This window comes from Paractinoplanes bogorensis, assembly GCF_018829635.1.
GTDB lineage: Bacteria > Actinomycetota > Actinomycetes > Mycobacteriales > Micromonosporaceae > Actinoplanes > Actinoplanes bogorensis.
In genome coordinates this window covers 447,777-461,996 of the sequence record NZ_JAHKKG010000008.1, presented here as the reverse complement: position 1 = coordinate 461,996, position 14,220 = coordinate 447,777, and the positions used below count along the sequence as shown (strand labels likewise).

The following is a 14,220-nucleotide window of genomic DNA, read 5'->3' as shown; positions in this document are numbered from 1 at the left end:
CCCCGGGCCGCATGAGCCCGGCGTCCTCGGCCGCTCGGGTGACGTGCCCGGCCACGGCCGGACCCCGTCCCGGTCGAGCCGGATCTCGTCCCGGTCGAGCCGGGCGAAGTGCCGGATCGGGCGGGACATTCACACTGGAAGGCGCCGCCGGGCGGGCTCACACTGTCGAGGTGAGGTTCGCGCGGTTCGGCGCAACAGCAGCGGCGACGGCTTCGGTCGTCGTGGTCGCTGTCGCCTGGCGGAAGATCGCCCGGCCGAGCGAGGAGACCTGGTTCTTCGCACCGGAACCGTTCACGGGGCCGGCCTTCGTCCTCGCCTGCGGTGTACTCGCCCTGGTCTGGGCGATCACCGGCGCGATCCTGGCCGCGGTGCGCCCGCGCAACGCGATCGGCTGGCTGGTTCTCGGTGTCGGTGTGTCGCAAGCGCTGGCGGTCTGCATCACCGCGTACAGCGGCTACGGCCTGCTGGGGAGCTCGCCGTCGTGGGGAGCCTACTTCGGACCCGCGCTCTACCTGCCCGGCTGGTTGATCCCGCCGACGCTGCTGCTGGCCCTCTATCCTGATGGCCGTCTGCCCAGCGCCTGGTGGCGATGGCCCGTCGGCTCGGCGATGCTGTCGATCGTCGTCCTGATGCTCTGCATCCCGTTCCCGGTCGTCGATCCGATCGCCGCCGGCGGCTGGGGCATGGTGCCGCGTTTCCCGCAGCGGCTGGCCGACCTGCTGGTACCCGGTCCGCGCGTCTACGACCTGGGTGTCTTCCTCTCGACCGACGTGGACGCGACGATTCCCGCCCTGCCTCCGGCGTGGGCGCAGTGGAGCCGGATCAGTTCGTGGGCGTTCACGCCACTGCTCGTCCTCTCGATGGTCGTCATCTGGGTCGGGACGGTGCTGCGTCTCGTCCGCGCCCAGTTTCCCCGCCGCCAGCAGTTGGTTCTGCTGATCTGCATGGTGATGCCGTTCCTGGCCGCCTCCTTCTTCGTGACCGCCAGTTTCGCGAATGTGCTGATGCTGCTGCCGCTGCTGCTTGTTCCCATCGCCGTGGCCGTCGGCGTTCTCCGGTATCGCTTGTTCGGCATCGAGACGGTCCTGCGCCGTGGCTTGGTCTACGGCATGTACACGGCGGTGGTGGTGGGCGCGTATCTCGGGGTCACGGCTGCGGTCGGCACGGTGGTCGGCGCCACGCTGACCAGCCGGCCACTGCTAGGCGTGATCGCCGCGGCGGCCGTGGCGGTCGCGCTGGCACCGGCGCGCGACCGGCTGCAACACGCCGCCGACCGGCTGCTGTACGGACAGCGCCGTGATCCGATGCAAGCGCTGACCTCGCTGGGTGAGAGCGTATCCGGCACCGGGCCGGGCGATCTGTTGTCGGCCGCCCTCACGAGCGTCGCGGCCGCGGTGCGCGCGCCGGGTGCCGGCCTGATCGGCCCCGACGGCAGCCGGCTGGGCGGCGTCGGCGCCGACGAGCCGACGCAACCGACCCTGAGACTGCCGCTCCGCTTCGGTGGCACCGCCCTCGGCGAAGTGCGGGTGCTGCCCCGACGGCCCGGCGAGGTCTACACCAGCGCCGACGTACGGCTGCTCACGGTTCTCGCCCTGCAGGTGGCGATGGTGGTCCAGGCCCACCGGCTGACCGAGCAGTTGGAGGCGGAGCGGGACCGGGTGGTCACGGCGGCCGAGGCGGAACGCGACCGGCTGCGGGTCGACCTGCACGACGGACTCGGGCCGTCGCTGTCCGGCATCGGGCTCGGGTTGGAGGCCCTCGCCGACACCGGCCACAGCCCGCTGTTGCGCCGCATCCAGAACGAGGTGGCCGTCGCCCTGGCCGACGTCCGTCGCATCCTCGACGATCTGCGACCGGCCGCGCTGGACACCATGACGCTGCCCGAAGCCATCCGCCGGCACGCCGACGCGGTGTCGTCGAAGGTTCCGGTGGCGTTCGACGCGGCCACCCTGCCGAGCCTGCCGGCCGACGTGGAGAACGCCGCCTACCGGATCACCACCGAGGCGCTGACCAACGTTGCCCGGCATGCGGACGCTCGCGAGGTCACCGTCAGCATCGCCGCTCCGGACGGCGTCCTCCGCATCGTGGTCGCCGACGACGGACACGGCACCCGGTCGGCCGTCGCCGGGATCGGGCTGACCTCGATGCGCCGCCGGGCCGAGAATCTGGGCGGGCGTCTGGAGATCGACTCGGGAAGTACCGGTACCACCATCACCGCCACGCTGCCTCTGGAGCCGTCATGACCGATCCCGTCCGGGTTGTTGTCGCTGACGACCATCCGATGTTCCGCTTCGGCCTCATCGCCGCCATCGCCGTCAACCCGGAGATCGAGATCGTCGGTGAGGCCGCCGACGGGCGCGCTCTGCTGACCCTGGTCGAGGACACCGGTCCGGACGTGGTGATCACCGATCTGACCATGCCGGACCTGGACGGCGCGGCGGCCACCCGCGCCATCCTGGCCCGGCATCCGGAGATCAAGGTTCTGGTGCTGACCATGCACGACGAGAACCAGGCGCTGATCGGAGCGCTGCGCGCGGGCGCCCGCGGCTATCTGCTGAAGGGCGCCGATCGTACGGAGATCACCCGGGCCGTTCTGGCCGTCGCGGCCGGTGAGTCGGTGTACGGCAACGGAATCGCCCACCGCATCAGTGACTTCTTCGTCGGCGCGGACCAGGACCGGGCGGCAACGGTGTTCCCGGAACTGACCGACCGGGAACGGCAGGTGCTGAAACTCGTCGCGGCCGGATGCGGCAACCACGACATCGCGCGTCAGTTGTCGCTGTCCGAGAAGACCGTGCGCAACCATGTCTCAGCGATCCTGTTCAAACTGCACGTGAGTGACCGGGCCGCGGCCGTCGCCAAGGCTCGCGACGCGGGGCTCGGCGATCCACGATGAAACGGCTCGTGCTGGCTGTTGTCGCCGCCGCCGTGCTGTCCTCGGTCGCGTGCGCTCGTCCGCAGGCGGTGCAGTTTCCGGCCGGCACCACCATGCATCGGCTGCAGCAGGACGGCCGGATCCGCATCGGGGTCAAGTCGGACCAGCCCAGCCTCGGATTCCTCAATCCGGCGACGAACCACTACGAGGGTTTCGACATCGAGATCGCGACCATCGTGGCCGCGGAACTCGGTCTGAGCCGTCAACAGATCACGTTCGTCACCACGACGTCGAGGGTCCGGGAGACCTATCTGATCGACGGACACGTCGACATCGTGGTGGCCTCGTACTCGATGAACGATGAGCGGCGCGGACGCGTCGGACAGGCCGGGCCGTACTTCCGGACCGGCCAGCAACTCCTGGTGCGGCGGGCCGACAAGCAGGTGATCAGCGGGCCGGACCAGATCGGCCGGCGCACGGTCTGCTCGGCCAGCGGCTCCACGTCGATAGACAAGTGGGAGCAGTTGTACGGCACCGTCCCGGTCGCGGAGCTGACCTACACCAGATGTGTCCAACGTCTGCTGACCCGCTCGGTCGACGGCGTCACCACCGATGGGGTGGTGCTGCTCGGCTACGTCGCTCAACTCCCGACGAAGCTGGCCGTGGTGGGCCCGGAGTTCTCCGACGACGCGTACGGGATCGGATATCCCAAGGGCGACCGCGCGTTCTGTGAGTTCCTCAACGGTGTCATCGCGAAGGCCGAACGGGACGGCCGGTGGAACAAGGCCTTTCACGAGACCCTGGGCCGGGCCGGGGTGCGCGCACCAGCCAGACCGGCCATCGAACCCTGCCGGGACTGACCGGCCGACGGATGCGACTCACAGCAGGCCCAGCACCAGCGCCAGCGGCGGCCAGGCGGACCGGCCGCGGCGGGTCACCGCGTACGCCCGCAGGTGCACCTCCGGCCCGGTCAGCGGCAGCAGGTCGATCCCGTCGCGGACGGGCAGCGCGGCCGGCAGCAGCGCGACCCCCAGACCGGCCACGATCAGCTCCTCGACCAGGTCGAGGCTGTCGCACCGGTGCGCCACCTGCGGTTCCCGGCCGTTCATGGCGGCCAGCGTGCGCACCACATCCTCGTCCGCGGTGTGCCGGGAGTTGACGATCCAGTCGGCCCGCCAGGCGTCTTCCCTGACTGTCCCGGCGGGTACGGCCAGTGACCACGGCATGGTCCAGAGCGGCCGCGTCTCGTACCGGCTCGCGAACGCCGCCGGTGCCAGGTTGTAGTCGTAGACCAGCGCCAGGTCGACGGCGTCCGCGTCGAGCAGGGCGAACGCCTCGAACGGCTCGTGCTCGTTGATCAGCAGGCGCACGGCCTGATGGCGTACGGAAAGAAGGGCCTGAACCGGCAGCAGCGAACGCCGGATCGCGGTGGCGAAACCGGCGACGCGCAACGAGCCCGCCGGTTCGGCGTCCGGGTCGAGATCGAGCTGGGCGGCCTCGACCGCGGCCAGGATGGTGACGCCGTGCTCGGCCAGTCGGCGCCCGGCCGGGGTGAGCCGCACCCGGCGGCCGTCCGGCTCGACCAGCGTGGCGCCGACGTCGCGGGCCAGGATCGCCAGCTGCTGCGAGACGGTCGAGGTGGTGAGGTCCATCTCCTCGGCCACCGCCCGCATGGACCCGAGCCGGGCCAGTTCGACGAGTAACCGCAGCCTGCGCGTCTCCACACCACGATTGTTCGGTAAACGCGAACGTATTGTCCAGCATCGGCACGTGGACGCGAACAATCAGGCGGCGTTGACTGGGCGCATGACCACCACGAACACCGTCCGCTCGGGCACCTCGATGGCCGTCGCGGCGATGCTCACCGTCCAGGTCAGCGTGGCCGGGGCGGTCGGGCTCATCGACCGGATCGGCGCCGAGGGCGCGGCCTGGCTCCGCCTGTCGGCCGCCGGGCTGCTGCTGATCGTGCTGATCCGGCCGCGGCTGCGCACCTTCGGCGCGGCCAACCTGCGGGCCGCCGTGCTGCTCGGGCTGGCCACCGCCGGGGCGACCGTGCTGTTCATGTCCGCGGTCGGCCGGCTGCCGCTGGGCACGGCCAGCGCCATCGAGTTCCTCGGCCCGCTCGGCGTCGCGGTGCTCCGCGGCCGGCGCCGGGCGATCTGGTGGCCGGTGCTCGCCGCCGTGGGCGTGCTGCTGCTGACCACCCCGTGGCGGGGCACGGCCGACCTGCTCGGCGTGGGCTTCGCGCTGGGCGCGGCGGTCTGCTGGGGCGCCTACATCGTGCTCACCCAGAAGGTCGGCGACCAGCTGCACGGCCTGCAGGGGCTGGCCGTCTCCATGCCGGTCGCCGCGATCGCCGCCCTGTTCGTCGTCGACCATGGCCGGATCAGCGCGATCTCGTGGAGTGACACGCTGCTCGGCGCGGGACTCGGCGTTCTGCTGCTGATCGCGTACGGGCTGGAAATGCTCGCCCTGCGCCGGCTCACCACCGCCGCCTTCGGCACCCTGATGGCCCTCGAACCGGCCATCGCCCTGCTGATCGGCGCGGTCGCCCTGCACCAGTTCCCCGACCTGGCCGGGGCGATCGGCATGGCCCTGGTGGTCGCGGCCGGTATCGGAGCGACCCGGGCCGGTGCCCGCCCGGCCCCGGCTCATCCGGCTGCGGAACGGCCGCCCGTCAGGGAAGCCAGCAGGTCACGAAGCGCCACCTGCTGATCCGCGGTCATGCCGGCGAAGAGTTCGCCGGCGACGTGGTCGGCGATCTCGCGGGCCTCGGCCAGCCGCCGGCGCCCGAGCGCGGTCAGGGCCACCGCCCGCGCCCGCCGGTCGCCGGCCACCGCCTGCCGTTCGGCCAGCCCGGCCTGCTCGAGTTCGTCGACCGTCCGCATCATCGTCGACTTGTCGGCGCCGAGCTCGGTGATGAGCCGGCTCTGCGTGGCCGGGCCGAGGCGGCCGAGCGCCATGAGCACCCCGAACCGCCGCCCGTCGAGCTCGAGCGGCTCGAGCGACTCGGCGAAGCTGCGCGCCGCACGCTTGTGCGCGATCGCGAGGAGGCGGCCGATCTCGACCCCCACCGCGTTGTTCCCTGTCACCCGGCCAGAATACTCAACCAAGAAAGTCTCACTTGAGAACTTCTTTCTTGAGAGGTTATGGTGACCCGGTGAGCTGGACTCCCTGGCCCCTGCGGATCACCTCCACCGCGGCCGCCCTCCTGCTGTTCGATCAGGCCGTGTTCGCCGGTCAGTTCCTCGCCGGCACGTTCCCGGTCCTGCACACGCACCGGGTCAATGCCACCTATGCCGGGATCACCGTGCTGGCGACGGCGGTCGCGGCCGTGCCCGTGCGCTGGCCCGGACGCGGCCCGATCTGGCCGCTGGCCGCCGGCCTGGCGCTGTTCGGACTGGTGGCGGCGCAGATCGCCCTCGGCTTCGCCCGAGTGCTCGCCGTGCACATCCCGCTGGGCGTCACCATCATCCTGGGCGCCCTGCTGCTGACCGGATGGTCCTGGCGCTACCGGCCGGGGCGGCCGTGAAACTGACCCGGCGCCGGCTCCTGGCCGGACTCGGCGGCGGAATCGGCGCGGCCGTGATCGGCGTGCCCCTGCTGACCGGCCTGCACGGCTCGACCTCAGCCGGATCGTTGCTGCCGAGCCGGCGCCCGTTGCCGAACCCGTTCATGCTGCCGTTCCGGGTGCCGCCGGTGCTCGAACCGATTCGCCGCGACCGCACCGGCGACCACTACCAGATCGTCCAACGGGCGGCGACGGCCGAGATGCTGCCCGGGGTGCGGACCGGGATCTGGGCGTACGAGGGAAGGTTCCCCGGCCCCACGATCCGCTCACCGCGTGGCCGCCGCACGATCGTCAGCCACCGCAACGATCTGCCGGTGCCGACCGTGGTGCACCTGCACGGCGGGCACACCCCGGCGGTCGACGACGGTTTCCCGACCGACCTGATCCCGCCGGGCGGCCGCCGCACCTACACCTATCCCCTGCGCCAGCCCGCCGCCACCCTCTGGTACCACGACCATCGGATGGACTTCACCGGCCCGGCAGTCTGGCGCGGGCTGGCCGGATTCCATCTGATCACCGACCCGGACGAGGACCGGCTCGGCCTGCCGGCCGCCGATCGGGACCTGCCCATCATGATCACCGACCGGTCCTTCGACACGGACGGGTCGCTGCTGTACCCCTCGCTCGACCCGATGCTGCACCACATGGCGGGCGTCCGGGAGCCGTACGGGTCGGGGGTGCTCGGCGACGTCGTCCTGGTCAACGGCAGCGCCTGGCCGGTCGCCCCGGTGCCCGCGGTGCGTCACCGGCTGCGGCTGCTCAACGCGTCGAACGCCCGCCGCTACCGGCTGGCCCTGGACCCGCCGCCACCCGGCGGCGGCGGACTGGTGCAGATCGGCGCCGACAACGGCCTGCTCGGCGCACCGATCACCCACGACGCGATCGAGATCGCCCCGGCCGAGCGGTTCGACGTGATCGTCGACTTCGGACGCTACCGGCCCGGAACCCAGGTCCGCCTGATCAACACATTCGGCGACCGCACCACCACCCCGGTCATGCGGTTCGACATCACCCACACCGCACCCGACGACAGCCGGATCCCGGACGCCCTGGCGCCGGCCGCGCCGCCGACGCCCCCGCCGACGGTGACCCGCGACCTGCGCCTGCGTCACGACACCGTCAACGGGATGCCGGGCTGGACGATCAACGGGATCCCGTTCGACCCGCGGCGCCCGGCACTGACGGCGCAACTCGGCACCACCGAGATCTGGCGGATCAGCTCGGACTTCCACCATCCGGTGCACCTGCACCTGGCGTCGTTCCGGGTGCTCGGGCGCGGTCTCGGCGGACCCGGGCCGTACGACTCGGGCCCCAAGGACACGATCGACCTCAGACCGGCCGAGCAGGCCACCATCCGGGTCACGTTCACCGACCACCCGGGCCGGTACGTCTTCCACTGTCACAACCTCGAGCACGAGGACATGGGCATGATGGCCGCGTTCGACGTGACGGGTGCTCCGTTCAACGGCCGGGATTAGATCGGTCCTCTCTCAGAAGGCGCGGAAAGTTCTGCGGTACGCGGTCGGCGGCACCCCGAGCGTGGTCTGCAAATGCTTACGCAGCAACGCGGCGCTGCCGAAACCGACCGCCGCGGCGATCCGGTCGACCGGTAGATCGCTGGTCTCGAGCAGGTCGCGGGCCCGGTCGACGCGCCGGTGGATCAGCCACTGGTTCGGGCTGCTGCCGGTCTCGGCCACGAACCGGCGGCTGAACGTGCGCACGCTCATGTTCGCGTGCCCGGCGAGCTCGGCCAAGGACAGCGGCTGCTCGAGCCGGGTCAGCGCCCACTGGCGGGTGCGGTTGGTCGAGCTGTCGCCCGTACGGGGAACGCTCTGCTCGATGAATTGTGCTTGTCCGCCCTCTCGCCAGGGCGCGATGACACACCGGCGGGCGGCCGCGTTGGCCACCGCGGCACCGTGGTCGAGCCGCACGATGTGCAGGCACAGGTCGATGCCGGCGGCCGCGCCCGCGCTGGTCAGGATGCGCCCGTTGTCGACGAACAGCACGTCCGGATCGAGGTCGACCCCCGGGAACAGCCGCGCGAAATCGTCGGCCAGCGCCCAGTGCGTGGTGGCCCGCAGCCCGTCGAGCAGGCCGGCCGCCGCCAGCACGAAGGCCGACGTGCACAGGCTGACGATGCGAGCTGACGGTCTGATCAGGGTCAGCGCTTCGGCGATCTCGGGGGCCAATTTTCCCGTACGCAACATCTCCGCGCCCGGTTCCTGAGTCGCCACGACCACCATGTCGGCCTCGGCGAGAGCCCGCTCGTCCCGCTGCGCCGCCACGGTGAAGCCGGCGTTGGTGGCCACCGGTTCCCCGCCCAGCGTGCAGATCTCCACGTCGTAGAGGCGGTTGCCGTCCTCGTCGAGCGCCTCGTGGAACACGCGCGACGGAATGCTCAGATCGAACGGCACGACGTCGTCGAGGGCCAGTACCACCACCTTGGCCAGATTTTTGCGCACCGTGTCATTCTAGCCACTCGTCGCTGTTCAGTCGGCCGCCGAAGATCGACTCATGCGTGCGATCACTCAGCAAACGTTCGGCGGCCCCTCGGTTCTCCAGCTCGCCTCGGTGCCCCGGCCCACTCCCCTGCCCACCGAGGTGCTGGTGCGGGTCCATGCGGCCGGCGTCAACCCGGTCGACTGGAAGACCCGCGAAGGCAGCGGAATGGCCGACGTGCTCGGCGAGCCCCCGTTCATCCTGGGCTGGGACGTGGCCGGCGTCGTCGAGGAACTCGGCTGGGGCGTGAGCACCCTGGCCGTAGGCGACAAGGTCTACGGCATGCCGTGGTTCCCGCGCGCCGCCGGCGCCTATAGCGAGTACGTGACAGCGCCGGCTCGCCAGTTCGCGCGTGCGCCCCACTCAATCCCGCTGGAGCAGGCCGCTGCCGTGCCGTTGGCCGCGCTCACCGCGTGGCAGGCCCTGATCGACACGGCCAGGATCACCGCGGGCCAGCGCGTGCTGGTCACCGCGGCGGCCGGCGGGGTCGGCCATTTCGCCGTCCAGTTCGCCCGGTTGCGCGGCGCCCACGTCATCGCGACCGCGAGCGAGCGCAACCACGAGTGGCTGGCCGCCCTCGGCGCTTCGTCGGTCATCGACTACAACCGTTCTCGTTTTGAGGAACAGGTGAGCGATGTGGACGTGGTGATCGACCTGGCCGGCTCCGGCCTGGAATCCTTGTCGACGTTGCGTCCGGGCGGGCTGCTGGTCGCCGTCCCCAGCGGCGTCTCACCCGAGTTGCAGGCGGCCGCCGACAGCGCGGGCAAGCGGGTCACGGCGTTCCTGGTCGAGCCGGACGGGCCGGCGCTCACCCGGATCGCCGAGCACATCGACGCCGGCGAGGTGCGGGTCGAGGTCGATCAGGTGCTGCCGTTGGAGGACGCCGCGAAGGCCCACGACCTGGTGGCCGCCGGCCACACCCGAGGCAAGGTGGTCCTGCGGATCGTCTGACCGCCCGTCAGCGACTCAGACCACAGATCCGATCAACGGCGACTTCCCACGCCACTCTCTCGACGTAGTTCGCCCGATGAGGCTGGCTGCGGCGCTCAGCGCGCCGCTGAAGGGCAGCAAGGCCACAAACGAGATTCTCCTCGAATTGCAGCCCCGCCACTGGAATTGGACGTGATTTTCGGGCCACCCCGGCGGCGGGTAGCAGACGTTGCCTCGACTCGGCGGCCGTAGAGCTTCCGTCGTAGTTGTCGAATCGGCCTGTGAGGAAGTCCAGGAAATCGACCGCCTCGTTGCTCTGGCTTCCTCGCCGGGAGGCCAGAGCATGAGGCTCAGGTCAGCCCGCGTACGCCACGGCGACGTCGAGGATCCACGTGACGCCGAAGCGGTCGGTGAGCATGCCGAAGCCCGGGGACCACTGCGAAGGCGCGAACTTCTCGACGATCTCGGCGCCGTCGGTGAGCTTGTCGAACAGCGGGCCGACCTCGTCGGCGGTCTCGCCGCGGACCGAGACGAAAAAGCGGTCGCCGGTCAGCGTCGTGCCGTTGAAACGGGTGGTGGCGGCCGGCGTGGTCGCCTCCGGGGCCTGGGTGGGCACGTCGTAGGCCATGATGCCGAAACCGTTGTCGGCGGTGAGCTGGCCGAACACCACCTTGCCGGTGTCGGGCAGACCGGCGGGCATGCCGAAGTCGCCGTACGTGACGACGGTGAGGTGGCCGCCGAACACCGACTGGTAGAACTCCAGCGCCGCCCGGGCGTCGCCGCGGAAGTTGAGGTGCGTGGTGGTGGTGAGTGCCATTCCTGACTCCTTCATCGGTGGGACGAGACAAGATTGGCAGCGGTAGGTGACAGGATGTGGCACCTACTTCGGGCAGAATCGGATTCATGCCGAAAACTTCCGCGCGGCTGCTGGCCCTGCTGTCGCTGCTGCAGACGCGGCGGGACTGGTCCGGATCCGTGCTGGCCGAACGCCTCGACATCAGCCTGCGCACGGTGCGGCGCGACGTCGACCGGCTGCGTGAGCTCGGCTATCCGATCGCCGCGGTCAAGGGGCCCGAGGGCGGCTACCGGCTCGGCGCCGGCACCGAGTTGCCGCCGCTGCTGTTCGACGACGAGCAGGCGGTCGCGCTGACCGTCGCGCTGCAGATCGCCGGGGGCACGCTCGGCCGCGACCTGGCCGAGGGAGCCGAGCGGGCGTTGACCACCATCCGCCAGGTGATGCCGTCGAGGCTGCGGCATCGCGTCGACGCGCTCGACATCACCGCCGTCGAGCGGCCTACCACACGTACGGGGAAATCGGTTGGCAGTGAAACGCTTCTGAGCATCAGCTCCGCGCTCAAGGCACGGGAGGTTCTGCGGTTCGACTACGGGGAGAAGCTCTCGCGCCGGGCCGAGCCGCACCACGTCATCACCTGGGACGGCCGCTGGTACCTCGTCGCGTGGGACCTCGACCGCGCCGACTGGCGCACCTTCCGCATCGACCGGATGCGGCTGCGCATTCCCAACGGGCCGAGATTCCTTTCCCGTACGCTTCCCGGCGGTGACGTGGCCACGTACGTGACGAGCGTGTTCCGTGGTTCCGGCGACACCTCGGGCCGCTGGCCGTGTCAGGGCACGGTGATCGTCGAGCTGCCCGCCGAGGTGGTGGCCCGCTACACCCGCGAGGGGTTGATCGAGCCGCTCACCCCGGACCGCTGCCGGCTCACGCTCGGATCGTGGTCGTGGCCCGGCCTGGCCGCCGCGGTCGCCCGCTACGACGCCGACATCGAGGTGGTCGGCCCACCCGAACTCGCCGGGGCCTGCGCCGATCTGGCCCGCAGGTTCGAACGCGCCGCCGGGCGATAGCGCTCAGGGGAAGGCGATCGGCGGGATGTGCAGGTCGACACCGCTACGGTCACAGTGGCCGGCCGCGTTGCCGGTCATCACCTGGAACTGGTGGGCCGAGGGCCGCTCCCCCTGACCCGTGGCCCGCACGACCTGCCAGGAGACGTACCGGCCGACCTCGGTGCTGATCCCGGCGTCGGCCAGCCGCTCGTACCGCGTCTGCCGGATGCCCTTCTCCCACCTGGCGGCGTCGGCCGGACCGCTCGGCGCCGCCTGCGCCTCGTCGATCAGCTGCTGGGCGAGCCGGCAGTCGGCGACCGACGCGGCCGTGGGCCTGGTCCACCGGTCCCACTGCCACTTCAGGCCGGCCGCCGCACCGCCGAAAACCACCAGGGTGAGCAGACCGAACACGGCGGGCCAGGCCCACGCGATCGGCGCGCGCTCGTTCGGTGCCACCGACATGATCACTCCCGAGGACGTCGTTACGTTGACGCTCATCCTCGGGCGCGGCGATCGGTCCCCGCATCGGCGCGCAGCCGGATCCGTACGGCCGCGGCCTCCTACTTAGGTCGTAGCCTCGGGGATCACGCGGTTGAACAGCTCGGTGCGCGGCACATCGGGGTCGGGGCCGTTACGGACGCCGAGGTCGAGGGCATCGATGCGGGACATGTCGCCGGCGGTCAGCTCGAAGTCGAAGACGGCGAAGTTCTCCGCGATGCGGCCCGGGTTGGTGGACTTCGGGATCGCCGATCGACCGTGCTGCAACTGCCAGCGCAGCAGAATCTGAGCAGGCGTTTTCCCGTACGCGGTGGCGACCGCCCCGACCGCCGGGTCTTCGAGGACGTTCTTGCGGTCCGCACCCCAGCCCGGATAGAACGTGATCCCGCCGATCGGTGACCACGCCTGGGTCAGGATGCCGTGCTCGTCGTCGGCCTTCTGCACGTCCGGCTGGCTGAAGTAGGGGTGCAGCTCGATCTGGTTCACCGCCGGCACCACCTCGGTGCGGGCCAGCAGTTCGTCCAGGTGGTGGCGCATGAAGTTGCTGACCCCGATGGCCCGCACCTTGCCGTCGGCCAGCAGTTTCTCCAGACCCCGGTAGGCGGCGACCGTACGGTCGAACCGGTCGGTGGCCGGCTGATGCAGGATCAGCAGGTCGATCCGGTCGACGCCGAGCTTGGCCGCCGCCTTGTCGAAGGCGTGCTGCGTCTCGTCGTACCCGTAGTCGCTGACCCACACCTTGGTCTCGACGAAGACCTGCTCGCGCGGCACCCCGGAACGGCGGATGCCCTCGCCGACCTCGCGCTCGTTGAAGTACATCGCCGCCGTGTCGACGTGGCGGTAACCGGTCTGGAGCGCGGTGGCCACGGCGGCCGTGGTCTCCTCGGGCGCACTCTGGTAGACCCCGAGACCGAGCGCCGGCATCGTCACACCGTTGTTGAGCACAAGTTCCATGCCCCCAACCTACGAGCCCTGCGTACGGCGAAAGGGGTTCTGCTGTTACCCCCCACCCCCCGCGAGGTGTACCTGGGTACCAGTCGCCCCTTCGAAGTGCCGCCCCTGGTACCACGATCTTGGCGGCGCGGAATCCTAGCGTGGAGAGCATGATTCAGGTACGCGAAGTAACCAAGCGGTACGGCGCGAAGACCGTGGTCGACCACCTCTCCTTCACGGCGAAGCCCGGCCAGGTCACCGGCTTCCTCGGCCCCAACGGCGCCGGCAAGTCGACCACCATGCGCATGATCGTGGGCCTGGACCGGCCCAACGAAGGTGACGTCCTGGTCAACGGCAAGCCGTACGCCTCGGCCAAGGCCCCGCTGCAGGAGATCGGCGTGCTGCTCGAGGCCAAGGCCGTGCACCCGGGCCGCACCGCCGTGAGCCACCTCCTCGCGATGGCCCGTACGCACGGAATCCCGCGCTCGCGAGTCGACGAGGTGCTCGGGCTGGCCGGCCTGGGCGCGGTCGCCCACAAGCGGGTCGGCGCCTTCTCGCTCGGCATGGGCCAGCGGCTCGGCATCGCCGCCGCGCTGCTCGGTGACCCGGCCGTGGTGATGCTGGACGAGCCGGTCAACGGGCTCGACCCCGAGGGTGTGCTCTGGGTGCGCAACCTGCTGGCCGGGCTGGCCGCCGAGGGCCGCACCGTGATGCTCTCGTCGCACCTGATGAGCGAGGTGTCGCTGATCGCCGACCACCTGGTGATCGTCGGCCGGGGCAAACTGCTGGCCGACACCACCGTGAACGACTTCGTGACGGCCGAGGGCGTACGGGTCGTCACCCCCGCCCCCGACGCACTGCGCACCCTGCTCGGCGGCGCCGGCATCACCGTCACGTCGACCGGCGCCGAGGAACTGTTCGTCACCGGGACCACCGCCCGCGAGATCGGGCTGGCCGCGTCCACCCGTGGCATCCCGCTGTTCGAGCTCACCCCGCAGAACGCCTCGCTGGAAGAGGCGTTCATGGACCTGACCCGCGACGCTGTCGAATACGAGGCCGCCCGTTGACTTTC

Annotated in this window: 15 protein-coding genes; 9 read left to right on the top strand and 6 right to left on the bottom strand. The window is 70.7% G+C overall.

The window, feature by feature from the left end:
• Positions 1–170: 170 nt before the first annotated feature.
• Genes KOI35_RS49030 through KOI35_RS27695 form a run of 3 tightly spaced genes read left to right on the top strand, consistent with a single transcriptional unit; the run spans position 171 to position 3,735 of the window.
• The gene (locus KOI35_RS49030) at positions 171–2,243 is read left to right on the top strand and encodes a GAF domain-containing sensor histidine kinase (RefSeq protein ID WP_215791549.1); all 2,073 of its coding nucleotides are present in this window, start codon (positions 171–173) and stop codon (positions 2,241–2,243) included.
• A complete protein-coding gene (locus KOI35_RS27700; RefSeq protein WP_215791548.1) occupies positions 2,240–2,896 on the top strand; it encodes a response regulator transcription factor in 657 nt (218 codons plus the stop codon). Before KOI35_RS49030 ends, KOI35_RS27700 begins: the two co-directional genes overlap by 4 nt.
• The gene (locus KOI35_RS27695; protein WP_215791547.1) at positions 2,893–3,735 is read left to right on the top strand and encodes a glutamate ABC transporter substrate-binding protein; all 843 of its coding nucleotides are present in this window, start codon (positions 2,893–2,895) and stop codon (positions 3,733–3,735) included. The genes KOI35_RS27700 and KOI35_RS27695 overlap by 4 nt, the downstream gene beginning before the upstream one ends.
• An 18-nt stretch (positions 3,736–3,753) precedes the next feature.
• Here the strand turns inward: KOI35_RS27695 and KOI35_RS27690 are convergent, their stop codons facing one another.
• On the bottom strand, positions 3,754–4,599 hold the full coding sequence (locus KOI35_RS27690) for a LysR family transcriptional regulator (protein ID WP_215791546.1): 846 nt from the start codon (positions 4,597–4,599) through the stop codon (positions 3,754–3,756).
• Between the two features lie 82 nt (positions 4,600–4,681).
• Here KOI35_RS27690 and KOI35_RS27685 point away from each other — a divergent pair, with 82 nt between their 5' ends.
• Positions 4,682–5,590 (top strand): EamA family transporter, encoded by a 909-nt coding sequence (locus KOI35_RS27685; protein ID WP_215791545.1) that lies wholly within the window; start codon positions 4,682–4,684, stop codon positions 5,588–5,590.
• Here the strand turns inward: KOI35_RS27685 and KOI35_RS27680 are convergent.
• The gene (locus KOI35_RS27680; RefSeq protein WP_215791544.1) at positions 5,527–5,967 is read right to left on the bottom strand and encodes a MarR family winged helix-turn-helix transcriptional regulator; all 441 of its coding nucleotides are present in this window, start codon (positions 5,965–5,967) and stop codon (positions 5,527–5,529) included. The two genes, KOI35_RS27685 and KOI35_RS27680, sit on opposite strands and share 64 nt — an antisense overlap.
• A 68-nt stretch (positions 5,968–6,035) precedes the next feature.
• On the opposite strand from KOI35_RS27680, the gene KOI35_RS27675 reads away from it, so the two are divergent.
• Together KOI35_RS27675 and KOI35_RS27670 are read left to right on the top strand one after the other, a co-directional pair.
• Entirely contained in the window at positions 6,036–6,407 is a 372-nt protein-coding gene (locus tag KOI35_RS27675; RefSeq protein ID WP_215791543.1) for a hypothetical protein, read from the top strand.
• On the top strand, positions 6,374–7,924 hold the full coding sequence (locus KOI35_RS27670; protein WP_246613810.1) for a multicopper oxidase family protein: 1,551 nt from the start codon (positions 6,374–6,376) through the stop codon (positions 7,922–7,924). Before KOI35_RS27675 ends, KOI35_RS27670 begins: the two co-directional genes overlap by 34 nt.
• A 12-nt stretch (positions 7,925–7,936) precedes the next feature.
• On the opposite strand, the gene KOI35_RS27665 is transcribed toward KOI35_RS27670, so the two are convergent.
• Entirely contained in the window at positions 7,937–8,908 is a 972-nt protein-coding gene (locus tag KOI35_RS27665; RefSeq protein WP_215791542.1) for a GlxA family transcriptional regulator, read from the bottom strand.
• 52 nt (positions 8,909–8,960) lie between these two features.
• Here KOI35_RS27665 and KOI35_RS27660 point away from each other — a divergent pair, with 52 nt between their 5' ends.
• Complete coding sequence (locus tag KOI35_RS27660; protein ID WP_215791541.1) at positions 8,961–9,896, top strand: NADP-dependent oxidoreductase; 936 nt, start codon at positions 8,961–8,963, stop codon at positions 9,894–9,896.
• A gap of 334 nt (positions 9,897–10,230) precedes the next feature.
• Here the strand turns inward: KOI35_RS27660 and KOI35_RS27655 are convergent, their stop codons facing one another.
• Complete coding sequence (locus KOI35_RS27655; RefSeq protein WP_215791540.1) at positions 10,231–10,692, bottom strand: VOC family protein; 462 nt, start codon at positions 10,690–10,692, stop codon at positions 10,231–10,233.
• Positions 10,693–10,778: 86 nt separating this feature from the next.
• On the opposite strand from KOI35_RS27655, the gene KOI35_RS27650 reads away from it, so the two are divergent.
• On the top strand, positions 10,779–11,738 hold the full coding sequence (locus KOI35_RS27650; RefSeq protein ID WP_215791539.1) for a helix-turn-helix transcriptional regulator: 960 nt from the start codon (positions 10,779–10,781) through the stop codon (positions 11,736–11,738).
• A gap of 3 nt (positions 11,739–11,741) precedes the next feature.
• Here the strand turns inward: KOI35_RS27650 and KOI35_RS27645 are convergent, their stop codons facing one another.
• Complete coding sequence (locus KOI35_RS27645) at positions 11,742–12,179, bottom strand: hypothetical protein (RefSeq protein ID WP_215791538.1); 438 nt, start codon at positions 12,177–12,179, stop codon at positions 11,742–11,744.
• Positions 12,180–12,281: 102 nt separating this feature from the next.
• Positions 12,282–13,169 (bottom strand): aldo/keto reductase, encoded by an 888-nt coding sequence (locus KOI35_RS27640; protein WP_215791537.1) that lies wholly within the window; start codon positions 13,167–13,169, stop codon positions 12,282–12,284.
• Positions 13,170–13,318: 149 nt separating this feature from the next.
• Here KOI35_RS27640 and KOI35_RS27635 point away from each other — a divergent pair, with 149 nt between their 5' ends.
• Complete coding sequence (locus KOI35_RS27635; protein WP_215791536.1) at positions 13,319–14,215, top strand: ABC transporter ATP-binding protein; 897 nt, start codon at positions 13,319–13,321, stop codon at positions 14,213–14,215.
• The last annotated feature ends 5 nt before the right edge of the window (positions 14,216–14,220 follow it).